At 47.3% G+C, this 19,541-nt stretch carries 12 protein-coding genes and 1 pseudogene; 2 read left to right on the top strand and 11 right to left on the bottom strand.

Annotated elements, in window-relative coordinates; all coding sequences use genetic code 11:
• Nucleotides 1-66: 66 nt before the first annotated feature.
• Nucleotides 67-960 (bottom strand): annotated as a pseudogene (locus P150_RS18195) (family 16 glycosylhydrolase).
• A gap of 407 nt (nt 961-1,367) precedes the next feature.
• Between P150_RS18195 and P150_RS0108050 the strand changes: the two are divergent.
• Nucleotides 1,368-4,262 carry a triple tyrosine motif-containing protein gene (locus tag P150_RS0108050; protein WP_028897242.1) on the top strand — a complete coding sequence of 965 codons (2,895 nt, stop codon included), beginning with the start codon at nt 1,368-1,370 and terminating at the stop codon, nt 4,260-4,262.
• Nucleotides 4,263-4,975: 713 nt separating this feature from the next.
• Here the strand turns inward: P150_RS0108050 and P150_RS0108055 are convergent.
• The 10 genes from P150_RS0108055 to P150_RS17585 all read right to left on the bottom strand — a co-directional run bounded on the left by P150_RS0108055 (nt 4,976) and on the right by P150_RS17585 (nt 17,919).
• Complete coding sequence (locus tag P150_RS0108055; protein ID WP_028897243.1) at nt 4,976-7,096, bottom strand: S46 family peptidase; 2,121 nt, start codon at nt 7,094-7,096, stop codon at nt 4,976-4,978.
• Nucleotides 7,097-7,187: 91 nt separating this feature from the next.
• Nucleotides 7,188-8,678 carry a lipopolysaccharide biosynthesis protein gene (locus P150_RS0108060; RefSeq protein ID WP_028897244.1) on the bottom strand — a complete coding sequence of 497 codons (1,491 nt, stop codon included), beginning with the start codon at nt 8,676-8,678 and terminating at the stop codon, nt 7,188-7,190.
• Nucleotides 8,679-8,755: 77 nt separating this feature from the next.
• Nucleotides 8,756-9,982 (bottom strand): nucleoside recognition domain-containing protein, encoded by a 1,227-nt coding sequence (locus P150_RS0108065; protein ID WP_028897245.1) that lies wholly within the window; start codon nt 9,980-9,982, stop codon nt 8,756-8,758.
• A 167-nt stretch (nt 9,983-10,149) separates the two neighbouring features.
• On the bottom strand, nt 10,150-10,566 hold the full coding sequence (locus tag P150_RS0108070) for a copper resistance protein NlpE N-terminal domain-containing protein (RefSeq protein WP_028897246.1): 417 nt from the start codon (nt 10,564-10,566) through the stop codon (nt 10,150-10,152).
• 59 nt (nt 10,567-10,625) lie between these two features.
• A complete protein-coding gene (locus P150_RS0108075; protein ID WP_028897247.1) occupies nt 10,626-11,105 on the bottom strand; it encodes a DUF4625 domain-containing protein in 480 nt (159 codons plus the stop codon).
• A 138-nt stretch (nt 11,106-11,243) separates the two neighbouring features.
• Entirely contained in the window at nt 11,244-11,996 is a 753-nt protein-coding gene (locus P150_RS0108080; RefSeq protein ID WP_028897248.1) for a DUF4625 domain-containing protein, read from the bottom strand.
• A 268-nt stretch (nt 11,997-12,264) separates the two neighbouring features.
• Nucleotides 12,265-14,421, bottom strand: a complete 2,157-nt coding sequence (locus P150_RS0108090) for a TonB-dependent receptor (protein WP_028897249.1) — start codon at nt 14,419-14,421, stop codon at nt 12,265-12,267.
• A gap of 212 nt (nt 14,422-14,633) precedes the next feature.
• Nucleotides 14,634-14,984, bottom strand: coding sequence for a hypothetical protein (locus P150_RS16215; RefSeq protein ID WP_051617595.1), 351 nt, complete (start codon nt 14,982-14,984; stop codon nt 14,634-14,636).
• 256 nt (nt 14,985-15,240) lie between these two features.
• Nucleotides 15,241-17,484, bottom strand: a complete 2,244-nt coding sequence (locus tag P150_RS0108100) for a polyribonucleotide nucleotidyltransferase (RefSeq protein ID WP_028897250.1) — start codon at nt 17,482-17,484, stop codon at nt 15,241-15,243.
• 282 nt (nt 17,485-17,766) lie between these two features.
• A complete protein-coding gene (locus P150_RS17585; RefSeq protein WP_155952974.1) occupies nt 17,767-17,919 on the bottom strand; it encodes a hypothetical protein in 153 nt (50 codons plus the stop codon).
• Between the two features lie 398 nt (nt 17,920-18,317).
• Between P150_RS17585 and P150_RS0108110 the strand changes: the two genes are divergently transcribed.
• Complete coding sequence (locus P150_RS0108110) at nt 18,318-19,469, top strand: DUF4369 domain-containing protein (RefSeq protein WP_028897251.1); 1,152 nt, start codon at nt 18,318-18,320, stop codon at nt 19,467-19,469.
• Nucleotides 19,470-19,541: the final 72 nt, after the last annotated feature.

A 19,541-nucleotide genomic window follows, 5' to 3' on the forward strand; every position in this document is an offset into this window, starting at 1 on the left:
TGTGAGCGATTTGTGGAATTTTACCGATGAAATGGCTGATAATTATTATCAGTTCGGTGTTCACACTCATTTTATGTGTTGAATGTGCGGACATTCCACTTTTTCAGCATCATTTTCATTGAATTTTGCATTTGCAGTCTTTTGATAGACTCTTACCCAATCAACAAGCATTTCAGCCTTTGAACCCTTCTTTGGCAATGCCGTTATGTCCTTGGCATCTCTAAGTCCCGGAAAATCGCCGCCGACAGCAAGATTGAAAAGAATATGATGTGGCTTGTGGGCATATTGATAATGTTCGGTTTCCTTTCCAACCTGCTCTCGGAAATAAGGAGTTGGAACGTCGTCTACATAGAAGCAGATTTCGTTTTCGTCCCAAGTACAGGTAAAAATATGCTATTCGCCGTCCTGAACCGAATAGCTGTTGAACGTATCGTAAGAAACAAACTTGTGGTTTCTCGTATCTTTTCCCCAGTGCAATGCTCCCGAGAAGTATTTTTCTTCATTATTGTTCTCATAACCGTTGCTGTGTCCGATTTCCATAATGTCTATTTCGTAGCATTTCGGCCATCCCACCTGACGTATATCGTCGCCCATCATCCAGAAAGCAGGCCACAGCCCGCGCGCCGTTTTGGGAAGTTTGATGCGTGCCTGAATCTTTCCGTGCTTGAAATTCACTTTCTCGCAAGAGTTTACACGACCCGAAGTAAAGTGTCGTCCTCCGTATTCTTCACGAATACCCGTCAGCACAAGGTTGCCTTTCTCTATCTTCACGTTTTTGTCGCGGTCGGTGTAATATTGCAGTTCGTTGTTGGCAGGGTGTGGCGTTACTTCCACGTTCCAGTTTACGCCCAGTGTGTTCGAGTCGAACTCATCGCTCCAAACCAGTCGGTAGTCCTGTGCCGGGCTATTCATAAAAGGTGATAGTGCCACCGTGGCAGCCAGCATAGTTTTTTTCATCATTTGTTTTTTGTTGATAGTGTGTTGATTTGTTTTTGTTTTGTAGTGCAAAAATAGCTGAAAACAGAGGCTTTATCAAGTTTTCCACTTCGTAAAAACCTCACTAATAGCCGAAAAATGGCTTATTTGTTACTATTTACTGCCTTTCATTACAAAGTGAAGAAAGTCGGAGCAACAGACTATTGACAGTTATTTGCCTGCTAAAGTTGGATGCAGACTGAAATAAACGGTAACGGAAACTCCCTTCTTTTATGTCCATTGAGTTTCTAATAATGTATAAGTGTCGAAAAATCAATAAGTTTTATACTTTTAATTGTTTTATTTCCACTATATCTTTGCGCAATTCCTAAAAAACACCTAACTTTGAATCTTTAAAGAAAATATCAATGATAATATATTACCGATTATAAATGAAGCAAAGAATCATACTATGCCTGCTCCTCTGCTTTTCGCTGAAAGCATTCGCTCAGATTCCAATCGTGCGCAATTTCACGAATATGGAATATGCCGGCGGTACGCAGAACTGGGACATAGATCAGGCAACCGACGACAGAATGTTTTTTGCCAACAATTCCGGACTGATGGAATTTGACGGCGACAAGTGGTACAGCTTTGCCATTGCCAACTATACCAACGTCCGTTCGATATTGTTCGATTCCCAAAAGGAAATCGTTTATGCCGCCGGTACCGATGAATTCGGATATTTCTACACGAATTTGGAAACCTATAAGATAGAATACAAATCCCTTTCAGCGAATCTTCCTGCAAGCGAAAGGACGTTTGGTGAGGTCTGGCATATCCATAATATGGGCAGCGGCATCGTGTTTGAGGCCAAGCGGAGACTGTTCTTTCAGACTGCGCAGGGCAAACTGAAGGTGTTCGGCATTCCTTATCGCGTAGAAACCTCGGCAGTTATTGATAATAAGGTAATAGTTTCGTGTCAGGAAGGCAACTATATCTTCGACGGAAGCAAGCTCACGGCTCTGCCGGGCACCGATGAGCTGAAGGGGAAAATGGTAAGGGCGATTCTTCCTTACTACGGAAAGACGCTCTTTGTAACGGCCCAAGGGATGATGTTTCTCTACGATGGCAAGAAGCTGACCCCTTATTCGCTCGACATTTCGCCGTTGCTCGAAGCCTCACAGGTGTTCTGTGCGTGTGTTTCCGACAATATGCTGGCATTTGGAACCGTAAAGAATGGCTTGATAGTGAAGAATCACAAGACGGGAAAGAACTGGTATGTGAACGGTCTGACAGGCTTGCAGAACAATACCGTCCTTTCGATAAAGTTCGATAGGAATAAAAACATCTGGCTGGGATTGGACAATGGTGTCTCATACGTTATGGTGGAAACGCCTTTTGCCGATTTGCTCGGAGGCAATAATAATATAGGTACGGGCTATGCCTCGGTGGTAATGAACGGCAAACTCTTTCTGGGAACGAATCAGGGCTTGTTCTTTATGCCTTCAACCCTCTCCAATCTGCCGGGACAGGGACGCCCATTGCCGATAAACGGCGTGGTAGGGCAGATATGGAATCTCACGAATATCAATAATCTCCTGCTTTGTGGAGCCGATGCCGGGGCTTTCGTGGTGAAGGGCAATCAGGCTTTTCCGGTTAAGGGAACGCTCGGCACGTGGGGATTCAAGGCTCTGAAGCATCATCCCGGCTATATTCTCTCGAGCGACTATCAGGGATTTGTCGTCTTGAAACAGACGGGAACAGGCGTTGAGCTTCTGAACAGAGTGAATGGTTTCAGCGAGGCAGGTGCCGGTTTTGAGGAAGATTCCGACGGCAGTATATGGTTGAGCCATTGGCGAAAGGGCATCTATCACATTTGGCTCTCGCCCGACTTGAAGAGCGTTGCATGCGTGGAACTTTTCAATGGGAACAACGGATTGCCTGCCGACGACAATAATCTGATAACCAAGATTCGCGGACGTGTATATGTTTCGTCGCGCGATGGATTCAGACATTACAATCCAAAGACCCGACGGCTTGAGAAGGATGAAAGGCTGACAAAGGTTTTCAGCACCTACGGACAGGCACTGCGCATAGCCGAGATGCCTGATGGAAAACTCTGGGTCTACAAGGACAATTACCTTTCGATTGCCAAGCCGTCGGGCAAGGGCTACAAGGTGGACAGTCTTGCTTTCGGAAACCTGATCAAGCGTTTGCAGATGAGCCTCGGACACATCGGAATCCTCGACACGGAACACACGCTGCTGAACTACGATAATGGATTCTACGTGATGCGCAACAGCTACAAGGGCTTGCCCGAGCACAAGCATTTCTTCCTGCGTTCCATCTGGAGCATCTCGGGCGAGCGCGATTCGCTGCTCTATTCGCATTTCCCCAGTCAGAAAGTGGAGAGGGTGAAGATTCCCCATTCGCTCAACTCCGTGAGGATAGAATTTGTAATGCCCGAGTACCGCGACAACAAAGCCGTGGAATACAGTTGTATGCTCGAGGGATACGAAAAGTCGTGGAGTGTGCCCCAAACGGCAACCTACAAGGAATATACGCAGTTGAGCCGCGGAACTTACACATTCCGAGTAAAGGCGCGCAACCTCGTTACGGGCGAAACGGCCGAAGTGAGCATCACGATTGAGGTGCTGCCAGCGTGGTACGAAACGTGGTTTGCCGTGTTCGTATATTTCTGTTTCTTTGTGGGTGCTCTTTATCTGCTTGTGAAATTTCTCCAGAAGCGTGCCGAGCGCAAGCTGGTTCGGATGCAGGAGGAGAAAGAGCGTCAGTTGAAGGAGCAGCAGACGCAGTTCCTCATTCAGGAAGAGAAGAAGGAAAAGGAACTGGTAAAGCTGCGCAACGACCAACTGACCATTGAGTTGAAGCATAAATCGGGGCAGTTGGCTGATTCTACGATGAACCTCGTCCGCAAGAATGATATGCTGCAAGCCATCGACGAGAAGATGTCGGAGCTTTCCGACAGCGTGAGAAAGGAAGAGGCAAAGACCTATCTCACGAAGAAGATCAACGATATTCGCAGGGAAATCAAGAGCAATATGGCGGACGACGACAACTGGGAGAAGTTTCAGGAGAACTTCAACCTTGTTTACGACAACTTTATGCAGAAACTCACGGCTCAATTCCCCGACCTGAAAAAGAACGACCTCAAGCTCTGTGCTTATCTGAAGATGGGACTTTCCTCAAAGGAGATGGCTTCGCTGCTCAACACTTCCGTCCGTAGCATCGAAACGGCGCGCTATCGTCTGCGCAAGAAACTGGAACTGGATAGTGGCGAAAACCTTACGAACTTCATTCAGAATATGGAGAAGGAAATGTAGGTTTGACAGTCGGCGAGCAGAAGAGGGGAAGAAGGAAACGGATTTGTTGATTTTATTTACCGAAAAACTGCGTTTCTGAATGCTCGTTTCAGAGATTGGAGTGCCATTATTCGGAGATTTTGACGGAGATTTTCGATAAACGGATTGTGTTCTTGCGAAGTTCGTATTCCGTTCTTGCGACGTTTGCAGACTGTTCTTCGCTTGTTTGGCAGATGTTTGAGCGAAGAATGGTGCTCAAAATCTGTCCGTTTGTCCGAAGAATGCAGAGCGTTTGCCGGTTGTTAAAGCCTGTAATGAGTGTTGTTTTTACGTGTTTGAATTTGCAACTGTTTTATAGTCAGATGGTTATTCCCTGTTTTTCAAATTTCGTGTATTTGAAAAAAGTTTCTCCTTGTTTTTGAAAATGCCCCTTGTTGGAAGTGCATTTGTAATAGTTTTTTACGTGTTTTTTTGTTTTATCTTGGTTTTAGATAAGCCCGGAACAAGGAACATAAGATGGTTCTGAAAAGTAATCAGACTGCTTTTGTCTTAGCCTCTCACAGAGAATACGGAAGCACAGATTTTGTGTTCGGAAGAGTAGGCGTGAATCAGTGAATCTGTGGTGTCTGTGAGAGCTTTCTTTGTAGGTTCAGCACAGGTCTGAAACGCGACGATAAAGAACAAGGGCTTTCCTTGTTGGAAAGCCCTTGTTATGTGAGAGACAAATAAATGAATTACTGCGGATTGATTTCCTTGATCAGACGGTCGGCATGTCCCCACTTGTCCATCATATAGAGAACGAAACGAATATCGACACCGATGCAGCGAGCGAGGTTGCGGTCGAAGTTGATATCGGAGCTGAGGCTGTCCCAGTTGCCGTCGAATGCAAGACCGATGAGCTGTCCCTTGCCGTTGAACATTGGCGAACCGGAGTTACCGCCCGTGATGTCGTTGTTGGTAAGGAAGCAGAGCTGCATCTTGTTTGACTTCTTGTCTGAGTATTTTCCGTAGTCCTTTGCAGAGAGGAGTTCTGTCATTATAGGCTCTGCCTTGTAGTCTGGAATCTTGTCGCTCTGCTTGAACTTCTCAACGATGCTTTCGGCAGTTGTGTAGTAGCCGCTATTGAATGCGCCAATCATATAGCCGCCCACCTGTCCGTAGCTCAATCGCATTGTGAAGTTGGCATCGCTGTAATGAGGCATATCCATTTCCATCTGTATCTTAGCTTCGCAGAGTTTCTTCTCTTCAGCCTGAATCTTTTCCGTTACAGGAGCAACCTTCTCGAGAATCTTGCCGTATGTGGCGTAAAGGTCGAGGCCTACCTGTACGGCAGGGTCTTTCATAAACTTCTTTGTATCCTTGCTGAAGAACTTTGCGCCCTTTGTGAGCACCTTACTCTTCTTGTAAAGATAGTCGGTGTACTTGTCGAAGTCGCCGCCAAACTTCTTGTTTACGGTCTGGAAGAAGTCCGGATGATATTCTGCGGGCATCATCTTGGCATAGTTCTTCATCATTGCAGCCGTCATTTCCTTGTCGAGGGCATAGTTCCACTCGCTGCTGTTGTCGGCAAATTCAAAATACTGCTTCTTAGGGTTCGTCTCGTCGCCCTGAAGCGGTGCACCGAGGTTCATTTGGATAGCACGTGTGAAGAACTCGGAAGTCTTCCAGAACGATTCCTGCCAGTACTGAAGTGCGTTCATTACAGGACCGCTTTCCTTGTAGTAACGCTCCAATGCGGCGAAATCAACGTTGGTTGCCGGGTTCTTTACCTTCTGATTGCTGAGCCAATGCTTTATTTTTGCTTCGTATTCAGCTTTCTGACGGATAAGACCGATGGAATCGATACATTTGTTCATACCCATAGAGTTCTTCCAGTAGTTGGCAGAACTTGCGTAGCCGTCTTCGTACTGGATGCGTGTTGCTTCGTCGGCATCCATATATTTCTTCATAATGGCGAGCTTGATGTCGCGTGTCTGCACACGGCTTGTGTTTTCAACGTCGCGCCGCTGCTGAATGCCGTATGAGGAAAGGTAACGGCTTGTGCTGCCCGGATAGCCGATGGTCATAGCGAAATCCTTGTCCTTGTATCCCTGAAGGCTCACAGGTGCCCAGTGTTCGGGGTGGTAAGGCACGTTGTCCTTTGAGTATTCGGCAGGTCCGTTGGTCTTCGGGTCGGCGTAGATACGGAACACAGAGAAGTCGCAGGTCTGACGAGGCCACATCCAGTTGTCGGTGTCGCCGCCGAACTTACCCATACTCTTGGGCACGGTGAACACGAGACGGAGGTCCCGGAACTCCTGATAGGTGGTGGCGTAATACTTGTTTCCTTCGTAGAATGGGTCGATTTCGATGTGCAGGGTCTTGTCGATGGCCTTGATGGAATCGTTCATTACGTTTGTGAGCGAGTCGATAATCTGCTCCTGTTCAGCCATACTCTTGCCTGCAATCAGCGAACTTACTCTTGCAGTAATGTCCTGCTGACCTCTCATAAACGATACGAACATATTCTCGTTGGGCAGTTCCTCGCTGAAACTCTTGGCACAGAAGCCGTCCCGCATATAGTCGTGCTCAACGGTTGAATGCGCATTGATGGCACCGAATCCACAATGGTGGTTGGTGAATACGAGGCCGTCGGGCGAAACTACAACGCCGGAGCAGAATCCGGAGAAGTTTACTACGTAGTTACTGATGGCATTCGGCGAGTTGTAGAGCATATCGCAAGGAAGCTCGAAGCCGTAATTTACCATCTGCTCATACACCGCGTCGGGCAGATTGTAGAGCGTCCACATACCTTCGTCGGCGTGGGCTGTGCCCATTGCAAGGAGTCCGGCGAGGACTAAGGTCGATTTTTTCATAATAATTTGCGTTTAATGATAAAATATTTTTGTTGATGTTTCTTTTTGAATGTTTGTCAGTCCGATTGTCAGCATAGGGTTCTGATGTATCTTATCTGAATTTCTTGCCGATTATCGGCAGCTTGCTCAATGGGAAATCTTTCTTGATAATGATGCCCAGAAAGAGAAGAATGAGCAGCGTGTTCAGCGAGAGTGCCGCCCAAGTGGGGAGCATTTCGTTGGAAAGGGTAATGCCTCCGAAGAGAATTGCGGCAACCACTACATAGAACAGGATGTCTTTCAACGGATAGTTGATGGGGTAATACTTTTGTCCGAAGTAATAACTGACTGCCATACTCACAGCATAGGATACGAATCCCGCCCAAGCGCACGCCCAATAACTGAAATAGGGGATGAGCGCAATGTCCATCACGATGAGAACCACGGCACCGATGCCCGAGAAATAGGCTCCCCAGATGGTGCGGTCGGTAAGTTTATACCAGAAACTGAGGTTGAAGAAGATGCCGAACATAATCTCGGCTGCCATCACGATAGGCACGATTTCGAGGCCTTCCCAGTAGCTTCGGCCTACGACGTGTCGGAGAATGTCCATATATCCCATTACGGCGAGGAAGGCAAGGAGCGTGAAGATGATATAGAACTTCATCGCCTTGGCGTATGTATCCTTGTTGTCCTTGTCCTTCGATTTGCCGAATACGAATGGTTCGTAGGCATAACGGAAGGCCTGCGTGATCATTACCATAATCATTGCAATCTTGATGCAGGCACCATAGATGCCGAGTTGCGTGCGGGCTTCCTCTGCCGAACCGTCGAAAGCGTATGGAAAGATTATCTGCGACGCACATTGGTTGAGCTGTCCTGCGAGTCCCATAATCAGGAGTGGGAAGGTGTAGCCGAGCATACGCCTGCAAGTGCCCTTGTCGAAGCTGTATCGGATGCCGGAAAGCTCTTTCCAGAGCATCAAAAGCATGGCAATGGTGCAGAAAAGGTTGATATAGAAAATCCAAACTACGTCGAGCGAGAAGTTGGCATCGTATATTCCGAACGGATTCAGCTTGAAATAAGGCAATACAACGAGGTACAGCAGGTTGAGAACGATATTGAATGTGATGTTCAGCATCTTTAAAGTGGCAAACTTTATTGGCCTGTGCTTGCAGCGCAGATAGGCGAACGGGATGGCTGCAAAGGCATCAATGGCCACCGTTATGTACATCACGAGGATGTATTCAGGGTGGTCTGCATAGCCGAGCATTGTGGCAATAGACTGATTGAAGAGGACGATGACAGCCATAAAGAGCAATGAAGTCATTCCGACCATCTTCAGAGTGGTCGCATAAACTTTGTCGGGATCCTCGCCTTCCTTGCTCATAAATCGGAAGAAAGTGGTTTCCATACCATACGTGAGCAACACGATGAGGAGTGCTACGTAGGCATAAACGTTGGTAATGATGCCATACTGCCCGCCGGCAGCATTGAATTTGGCAGTTTGAATCGGCACCAACAGGTAGTTGATGAAGCGAGCCGCAATGCTGCTCAGACCGTAGATTGCGGTGTCTTTTGCCAGTGATTTTAAGTTTGCCATTTGTATTTTGTTCTTATTTCTTTGTTGTTGATGTGCCGAATATCTGATTTTCGCCCTGAAAGAAGGCTGTCTTATGGTCAGAAGAATATGTAACAGATGGCTATTGCTGCAATCACTCCGGCCAAATCGGCAAGCAGTCCGGCTGGCAAAGCGTGTCGGGTGTATCTGATACTGACACTTCCGAAGTACACTGCAAGCACGTAGAACGTGGTATCGGTAGCTCCTTGGAAGATGCAACTGAGACGACCGGCGAACGAATCTGCGCCAAAATTCGTCATTGTTTCCTGCATCAGGCCACGTGCGCCGCTTCCCGATAGTGGCTTCATAAATGCTGTGGGCAGCGCATCAACGAATTTTGTATCCAATCCACACATCTCCACACACCAGCGGATGCCCCCGATGAGCATATCCATCGCCCCCGAAGCTCTGAATGCTGCTACGGCCACGAGTATTGCCACGAGATACGGAATGATTCTCACGGCTGTTGTGAACCCTTCCTTGGCTCCTTCCACGAAGGAATCGTAAACATTGATGCGCTTATAGAAGCCGGCTGCAATGAAGAGCACGATAATCGACATTATAATAAGGTTGGAAGCAACCGTGCTCACCTTGTCAATCGTGGGCTGATCCATCTGTCCGAATCCCCATATTATCAGTCCTACGGAACCTGCAAGACCGAGAATCGTGCCCAGAAGGACGGGCTGAAGCAGATTGATGCGCTGCCAGAGCGACGTAATGATAATGCCGGCGATGGTGGCAACGGTGGTTGCGAGCAGGATAGGAATGAACACATCGGTGGGCGAGGCAGCTCCGTTGCTGCTCCGGAAAGCGAGAATGCTCGTGGGAATGATGGTCAGTCCCGATGTGTTCAGCACGAGAAACATTATCATCGGATTGGTAGCCGTGTCCTTCCGTGCGTTCAGTTCCTGCATCTGTGCCATCGCCTTCAGTCCGGTAGGCGTGGCTGCGTTGTCGAGACCGAGCATATTCGATGCGATGTTCATAAAGATGGACCCCATCACGGGATGATTCCGTGGAATATCAGGGAAGAGCTTGCTGAAAACAGGGCTGAGCAGCTTTGCAAGTGCATTCACGATTCCCGCCCTTTCGCCTATCTTCATAATGCCGAGCCACAATGCCAGCACACCCGTAAGGCCGAGAGAAATTTCAAAAGCAGACTTGGAAGAGTCGGTAATGGCTTTTACCATCGTCTCGAAAATCGTGGTGTCGCCCATTGCGAGCGCAATGATTCCGAAGATGAAGGCAATCAGAAAGAAAGCTATCCAGATATAGTTTAAAACCATAGATAATAATGTGCTTATGCGTGCATAGAGTTGATACGATACGCAAAAGTAATACTTTTTACCGATAATTGCAATATATAAGGTAAAAAGTAACCAAAAAGCCCTGCTTTGCCATTTTTGGAGCAGAGCAGGGATTTTGTGTTTGTGCCGATGGAATCGGCATCTTTTTACTTCTTGAGCTTCAAGTTGTAAGCCTCGCCGCTATCAGCAAGGTCAAAGCTGTTTACCATTCTTACGGTAGAATCGTTTACAATCTTGAATACAGTCGTATCGTTCTCGCCTGCGAGCTTGTAGTAAGAAGCTGAATCGGTCTTCATAACAGAGTACTTACCGTTCATAAGTTCTGTTGTGTCGGTGCCTGATTCGCGCATCTTGTAAGATCTAGCCAAGCTGTAAGTGGAATCCTTCTCTACAAGCACGAGCTTATAGTTTATTTCTGCCACGTCAGCACCCGGGAAAGTGCCTTCGTAAACTACTGAGTCAGTCTTTGTGCTGTCAGCACCTTCAGTTGCTTTCTCTGCGGGCTTGTTGTTGCAAGCCACCATTGCTGCACACGCAGCTACCAAAAACATAATTTTCTTCATTGTCTTTTTTTTAATGTGGTTGATAAATATTCGTTGTTTATAACTCTGAAATTTCAATTTTATTGTATCAGCTTGATACTAATTGATTTTAATTCCTGATATCCCGTGATGTCGGTGGTGCGAATCATAAAATGATAATCGCCCGGCTGCACGTTGGCAGGTATCTGAATGTCTTGTCCGATAATGTAGGTCAGCGTTCCCACAGGGATTTTGAAGTCCTTATTGTAAATCCATACGTTTGCCGCAGCCTCCTTCTTTTCGTCCAACGGACATTCTCCGGCTTCCGTGCTGTGGCTGTGGTGGTCGAAATTATTGTGGATTTCGATGTTGTAGCTCCCTAAACCAACGTTGTCCTTCAGTACATAGCGCACCGGAATGATGTCGCCGAGATGATATACCTGACAGTTTTCGGGCATTGCCACGATACCTTCGCCGGTGATGGTTGGCTTCTGTGAGTCGATTTCCTCGTCGTTGCTTGAGCACGAGAAGAGACCGAGTGCGAGCATTGCTGATAAAAATAATGTGCCTGTTTTCTTCATTTTCATTCTTGTTATGGATTCGGGACAGGGGAATCCGTCTTCAATCGCTGCTTGTTGTTTCCGATCAATCTCGTTAATCAGCACAGCTTCATCGGCGAAATCCCCCAGTCCGTTCCTCCGTTTTCGGGCAGAAAACGTTTATTTGATTTCAAAATCCTCTATTTCTGCTGTGTTTTTGTGGCCTTCAACCTCTACTGTGTAGTGGAAGTGGCACTTGCCCTTGGCTGCCTTTGCGGGAACGGTAATCTCTTCCTCGAATGTGAAGTTTGATTTACCGATATACTTTGCCAATACCGCCTCTTCAAGCTCAACCTCCCATTCGCCGGAACCGTGGAATTCGAGTTCCATTTCCGTTACAGGCTTTGCGGCATCGAGACTTGCTACGGTAGCTTTTACGATGACTTTGTCGCCTGCCTTTGCCGATGTAATGGGCTTGTGTGTAGCCTTGTCGAGAATATCGACAGAAACCTTCGCAGTCTTGATAATCAATTTTACATCGCCTGAAACCACTTTCTGCTTATTCTCCATATCGGTAACCTTGAGGAACACCTTGTAGTTGCCTTCAGCGAATGTAGAAGGAATATCGATGTGCTCGTGGAATGTTGCTGCGAGAACGCCGACATACTTGCCCGTGTCGTATTTCTTTGTCAGAACCTGCGTGCCGTCAGCCTTGGTCATCTCCACTTCGATGAGTTTAATCTTGGCATTTGTAATGATGTTCGCCTCCAAATGCATATCGCTGCCGATGGTAGCTTCGCCGTCGTGGCCGAACTTGGCATTGTTGATTTCTATGCTTGATTCTACTGGCTTGTCATCATCGCTGCAAGAGGTCATAGACATAGTGAAAACACTCAGAAGTGCAAAAGCACCTAATAAAAATTTATTTTTCATTGTGATAATTTTTTGCGAGACCGAAGTCTCAAGTTTATAAATTTAAGATCTGTAATACTCTCGTTGTTTTTAGATTTGTAAGTGTTTGAAAATCAGTATATATTTTCTTGGTTTTCATTCTTGCGAAGAATGCACGGCAATCTTCGCACGTTTGCGCTGCATTTTTGCGAAGATTGTTTTGCATTTATCGGACATTTGCAAATCATCTTGTTTTTATCTGTTTTAAAAGATCGTTTTTCTTCCGAATCGGGGCTGCGAAGTCTGCTTCTCAGAAGTCCAGTCCTATCATTAGCGCAATGTTTCTTCCGGGTTCCGGAACATCAATGAGGCGATAGTAGCTGGTGTGGTCGTAATACTTTCTGTTGAGCAGATTCTCTGCGTTGAGGCTTATCTTGAGCACCTTTTCTCGGAGCGTGAACTGTTTTCCCGCCGTCATATTCAGAGTGTAGTAGCCCGGAGTGGGTTCTTCGGGAGGAACAATGTCTTTCTGCGCACCCACGAAATGGGCGTTGAGCGACACATATCCCTCGTTGCCCGGCTTGTTCTGTGCGATGATATACTTGACGCTTGCATCCACGGACCACGGCGTTGAGAACGGAAGAGAGTAGCCCTTCTTCTGTCCTGAGAGCTGTTCGGCATAGAGATATTCGCCCTTCAGCTCTGCCTCGAGGTCGGTACGGATCTTCCACGTTGCGATTGCCTCGAATCCCCATCTGAACACGCGCGCCTGTGTGTAGTGATACAGTTGCAAGCCCTCGTAGTATTCGGGCGTCGGGTTCATATAGATGTAGTTCGGGAAATAGTTGAAGTAAGGCTCAAATTCGAACGAGAGCACGCTGTTCTGCCACGTGATGCCTGCGTCAAGCTGATAGGATTCCTCCGGTTTCAGGTTGGCATTGCCCTTTTCGTAGCGGAAGATGTTGTAGTTCACGCCGTCAGCGCCCAACTCTTTTGCCACAGGCACTCGGAAACTCTTGCCGATGTTGCTCTTGAATATCCAGTTGCCGGTGGAATAACTCAAGCCTGCCGACCAGGTAAGACTGTTGAACGACCGGTTGATGTCGCTCGAACGTTGCTTGTAGAGCGAGTCCGTGCCGTTGTATGGGGTCTTGTACCAGTCGTTGTAGCTGTGGATTCTGGAACGGATGTGGTCGTATCTCACTCCGGCATTCACTCGGAGGTTGTTGGATATGATGTATCGGTACATAGCATACGCACCGGATGAGAACATTTCAAAGTCGGGAACGATGAATCCCCACCCCGAACGGCGGTTGTGCTGATATTCAATGTTTGCCCCGAAGTTGAAGAACTGCGCCACGCCGAAGTTCCATTTCGTGTCGATGTTTGCCGAATAGGTGCTCTTGTTGAACTTGCGTTCCAGTGAATCCGAGGGTTTTGGCATATAGCCGTGCGAGACAGGCTCTGAAAGTTCCTTGCGGAGATTGTTCTGAAAGGCGAGGTTTACGGTAAAGTCGAGCTTTCCTAATGCGAAGTTCGTGATGTTCTGCACCTTGAAATGGTTTACGCTCTGGTAGGGAAGGTCGATGTCCCGTCGTCGGCTGTCGTAGTCTATATCCGAAAGTCTCACTTCTATGCCGTGTGCATTGGCGAAGAATCCACTCTTGGAATAGGAGTCTGAGAGCTTCAGAATATTCGTGAATCTGTCATTTCTGTAGCCCAGCGCAATGCTTCCGTCCCGTTCCTTGCCTGCCGTATTGCGGAGGCATTTGTCTTTTAAGTGGATATAGTAGGAATAATACTGAATGGAATCAGTTGGAACCTTGTAGTCGGCGTAGTCTATCAGCGTGAGGTTGGTTCCCCAGAAGAAGTTTCCGGTCTTGCCTTCCAGCCTTGCCGATGCGCCTAACGCCTCGTTGTTGGTACGGGAGAATAGCGAAACATAGCCCTGAAATGGCTTTTCAGGGTTGAAATAGCTGTGCAGATTGATGACTCCGGCAATGGCATCCGAACCGTAGAGAAGGGCTGAAGGACCTTTGAGTATTTCTATTCTGTCTACTGCAAACTGGTCTATTTCCAAGCCGTGGTCGTCGCCCCATTGCTGCCCCTCGTGCTTGATGCCGTCCTGTGCCACAGCCATTCGGTTGAATCCAAGCCCGCGGATGGCAGGTTTCGACTGTCCGGAGCCGATGCTCATTGCCTTTACGCCGGGGATTCCACGGAGTGTCTGCATCAGACTGCCCGAGAAATTGGTCTGCAGATAGCTGCGGTCAATATTGATTGTATTGACCGACGACCGCATTTTGGTAGCTTTTTTCTGGCTTCCGGTAACGGTAACGTTCTTCATTACCACGGTGGTGTCGAGGTCGTTTCCCGTTTTATAGGAGTTTGCAGCATTTATCGGCAGACCGATAAATGCACACAATGCAGTCATAGATAGAATAATTGCCGAGATAGCTTTATTCATTTCAATGATTTAAATATGTGAGTCTTTAATCTTGTTCGCTTACAGGCATTTGCGTCATAGCACGGTAAACGAATGGCTGTGCCTTCCCTGCTGGTTGTTTCATACCGTTATAGCCCACAACAGTCCGAAAGGAATACTCCTTTCAGCCAATGCGCTACGATAATCCTTGGTCAGCGAAAGCGTGTTTTGGCTAAATCCGTAAAACGTCGGACTTATGCCAAATCGTAAACTGGTGGTCCTCTGAGGGGCAGCGTATCTTTCCCGGTGCGGTAATAGCCTACGGCGTAGAACGTGAGAGCGATACTTATAAGTATGGGAACGATGGTTCCAATGTGGATAGTGTCGGCTTTGAGGAAACTGAAGAATGCAAAATGACAGATTTGGCAGTCATCAGCGTTGTGTCCGACGGCGTGCTGTGCCGAAACGCTCGTCTGTTGAGAACTTTCTGCATACTCTTCGAGATGACAAACGTGCAGCGTTTTAACTACCATCGGCAGTGTGAAAACCACCAATAGCAGCCAAGCCATAATGGCTTTCTTCGTGCTGTGTTTGTAAATATTCATCTGTTGGAGTTCAATATCTCAATATGCAAAGGTAAGAAGTTTGTGGAATTGACCAAAATATTAAATGATAAACTTGTTAATTTAACAAATATTTTACCTAATTTGTTCTATATCACATTATTATATATGCTAAGGCGATACAAGACCATCTTTGATTTGCATTGTATTTGTGTTTCAACTGAAATGCAGAAAACAAAAAAACTCCTGCAAACCACCCTTGGTTGCAGAAGTTTTTCAATTTATTCAGAGATTGTGATTAATCGTTGTTCTCTTCGTTGTTGTGGCGACGGTCCTCACGGCGTGGACGACGCTCGCCACGGTCGCTGCGTTCGCCACGCGGACGACGCTGCGGCTCTACATAGCCTTCGGGCTTGTCGAGCAGACAACGGCGTGAAAGCTTGTACTTTCCGGTCTTAGGATCGATGTCAAGGAGCTTAACCTGCACCTTGTCGCCTTCCTTAATGCCTGATTCTTCAACTGTCTCAAGACGCTTCCAGTCGATTTCCGAGATGTGGAGAAGACCGTCCTTGCCGGGCAGAATCTCTACGAAGCAGCCGTAAGGCATAACCGAACGCACCGTTCCCTCGTAGGTTTCGCCGATTTCCGGTACTGCAACGATAGCCTTGATCTTGCCCAAAGCCGCGTCAATGGAGGTCTTGTTAGGAGCAGAAACCTGAATCTTGCCTACGCCATCAACCTCGTCTATCGTGATGGTGGCACCGGTATCTTCCTGCATCTGCTGGATAATCTTGCCGCCGGGACCGATGATAGCACCGATAAATTCCTTTGGAATCTCCATTGCAACAATGCGTGGAACCTGTGGTTTCATTTCTTCGCGCGGCTCTGCGATGGTTTCGGTAATCTTTCCGAGGATATGTTCGCGTGCAGCCTTAGCCTGCATCAAAGCCTTTTCAAGGATTTCAAAGGAAAGACCGTCGCACTTGATGTCCATCTGTGTGGCTGTGATACCGTCCTTTGTACCCGTTGTCTTGAAGTCCATATCGCCCAAGTGGTCCTCGTCGCCGAGAATATCGCTGAGGATAGCATACTTCTCTTCGCCCGGATTCTTGATCAGTCCCATTGCAATACCTGATACTGGCTTCTTGATTGGAACGCCGGCATCCATCAATGCAAGTGTACCGGAGCAAACCGTTGCCATAGATGACGAACCGTTTGACTCGAGAACCTGACTTACCAAGCGAATCGTGTAAGGGAAATCTTCAGGAATCATACCCTTCAAACCACGCCAAGCCAAATGACCGTGCCCGATTTCGCGACGGCCTACGCCACGCTGTGCCTTAGCTTCGCCTGTACAGAATGGAGGGAAGTTATAGTGGAGGAGGAAACGCTGATAGCTCTTGTCGAGTACGTTGTCCACCATCTTCTCATCGAGCTTTGTACCGAGCGTACAAGTAGCCAGAGCCAATGTTTCGCCACGCTGGAAGTATGCGCTTCCGTGAGGCATTGGCAACGGACTTACCTCGCACCAGATAGGACGAATCTCATCTGTTGCACGGCCGTCCATACGCTTTCCTGTGTCGAGAACGCTGCGGCGCATAGAATCGCGCTCAACGTCTGCAAAGTAACGTTCGATCATTGCGTGTTTCTCGTCGAGGTCGTCAGCTGAAAGGTCTGCGTGCGCTGCATCGTAAGACTCGATGAAATCTGCCAGAATCTTAGCATAAACCTCACCGCGGTGCTTCTTGTCCGCGTCGCCGCTCTGTGCCTGTGCGTAGCAGGCGTCGTAGGTTTCCTTCTTCACTTGCTCGCGGAGCTCCTCGTCGTTGGTCTCGTCGTTGTACTCGCGCTTAACGTCTGTGCCGAGTTCCTTGGCGAGTTCTTCCTGAATTTCGCACATCGGCTTGATAGCCTCGTGTGCAACCTTCAGTGCGTCGATGAGATCCTGTTCCGTTACCTCGTCCATCTCGCCTTCCACCATCATAATGTTGTCCTTTGTTGCGCCGACCATAATGTCCATATCGGCAGACTTCATTTGTTCGAAGGTAGGATTGATAACGTATTCGCCGTTTACACGGGCAACGCGAACCTCTGAAATAGGATGTTCGATTGGAATATCTGAACACTGCATTGCTGCCGATGCCGCAAAACCTGCGAGTGCATCGGGCATATCAACGCCGTCAGCGGAAAGAAGCATTACGGTAACGAATACTTCTGTGTGATAGTCTGAGGGGAAAAGTGGACGAAGCACACGGTCTACAAGACGCGATGTCAGGATTTCGTCGTCGTTGGCTTTGCCTTCGCGCTTTGTGAATCCACCCGGGAAACGGCCTGCGGCAGCGTACTGCTCGCGATAATCTACTTGCAAAGGCATAAAGTCTGTTCCTGGAACTGCCTCTTTAGCTGCACAAACAGTAGCGAGAAGCACAGTATTGCCCATACGGAGCACTGCGGCGCCATCAGCCTGCTTTGCAACCTTTCCAGTTTCAATCGTGATGGTTCTACCATCTGCCAATTGAAGAGTTTTCGTAATTACGTTCATCTAAACTTAAAAAATACTTATTGTTTTGACCTACATCTTTTAGGAAATTGTAAAAAGGTAAAAGGTAAAAAAGTATAGGGCATTTTACCTTGTGAACCACGTTACGGATTCCTCATAAAATAAAATCGCACAAATTTAATTATTAATTGTCTAATTAACGAAGAAATATGTGTTTATTTTGCTTTGAGGTTGGTTTTTAATCACTTTTATGTGATATTTCGCCCATTGAGTGGCTTTGTTTGTCTGTGTGCTTTCACTTTTTTGTCTCCTTTCGCTTTCTCCTTATTTGGCTTCGGGGAAAGGTTGTGCGCACAGGTGCAAGATGAAAAGGATGCAGTTTTTCTCTCTTTTTCGCTTGTCGGTTTCCCGCAGTCGCAGCATCCATTTCGGGTATGCGAAGAAACGATTTCCAATCTTGCGAAGAATGCGTTTCATTCTTCGCAAGATTGCAGTGCGTTTTTGCGAAGAATGGCGTGCAATCTTCGCAAGATTGAAAATCGATTTTTAGCCCGCTGATTATCAAGTGTTTACGAAAAGGAAAATGTTTGGTAGATTATTGAGTATGATTCATACGTTGAAGCCCGTTCGTTCTGAGGCTAAAAAGATTTATTGATGTGGATAATGATTTAGAATAAACACAAATAAAACGCTTTCCGAAATGAGAAAAATGATGCAGCAAACGAACCGAAAGAGCTTCGTCGGCTGCATTTTTTTGTATTGCAATCATTCCTTTGCACAATGAAAAGCACATAAAAGCGAAACTTTGCAACGGTAAGGGACAGAGTTTCGGATATTTTATCTATTTTTGCAAAAGAAAATAATAACTATCAAATATGGAAAATATGATCAGAAAGACGGCACTTCCCTTACTATTGTGTGCGGTGTCATTCCTTACCAGTTGCACGGGCGAACAGTTCCACGTCGAAGGTTCGATAGCAAATGCCAAAGACTCGTTGCTGTATTTCGAGCACAATACGCTCTCCGGATTCCAGAAACTCGACTCCGTGAAGCTCGATGAAACGGGCAAGTTTGCCTTCGCAGGTGACAAGATAGACAATCCGGAGTTCTATCGTCTGCGTATCTCGGGACAGATTATCAATATCGCTATTGACTCCACCGAAACTGTGAACGTGAAGGCTGCCTATCCCGAGATGGCATACAAATACGAAGTGAAGGGTTCTTATGAAAACGAGAAGATAAGGGAGCTTGCCCTGAAGCAGATCGACCTGCAAAGCAGATGTCAGACTGTCTACAATGAAAGCCCGGCAGCAGCCGATTCACTGGTTAAGGCGATGATTGCCGATTTCAAGAAAGACGTTACCACGAATTACATCTTCAAAGAACCGATGAAGGCGTATAGCTACTTTGCCCTGTTCCAGTACATCATCGTGGGCCGACAGGCGATTCCCCTGTTTGCACCTGCTCTTGACCCTGCCGACAACAAGGTGTTCGGTGCCGTTGCCACAAGCTGGGATACATTCTATCCGAACTCCGAACGTGGTCAGAATCTCCACAATATTACCATCAAGGGTATGCAGGACCAGCGCATTGTAGAGGCAAAGAATCAGGAAATAGAGTTGGAGGCTACCGAGGCAGGGCTTATCGACTTGCCTTTGCGCGACAACAAGGGCAACGAACGCCATCTTACGGACTTGAAAGGCAGGGTGGTGTTGCTCAATTTCCACACGTTCGCTGCCAAGGGTTCGCCGCAGTACATTATGAAGATGCGCGAACTCTATGCGAAATATCAGGCACGTGGATTTGAAATTTATATGGTTTCGCTCGATGGAAACGAGCATTTCTGGAAGGAAAGCGTTGCGAGTCTGCCGTGGATAAATGTTTACGACAATAAGGATGCGAGCATCGTCTATCTAAGTCAGGCTGCTGTCTCTCCGGTAATCTATCTGATAGACAGAGAAAACAACGTGGTAAAGAATCCCTCGCAGCTCCAAAATCTTGAAGCTGAGATTCAGGCGTTGCTGTAAGGGTGTTTGGTGGGGGGGCGAGTGGACGAGTTTACAAGTGGACAAGTGGACGAGGAAACAAGTTTACAAGTG

The organism is Prevotella sp. HUN102, assembly GCF_000688375.1.
Classification (GTDB): domain Bacteria; phylum Bacteroidota; class Bacteroidia; order Bacteroidales; family Bacteroidaceae; genus Prevotella.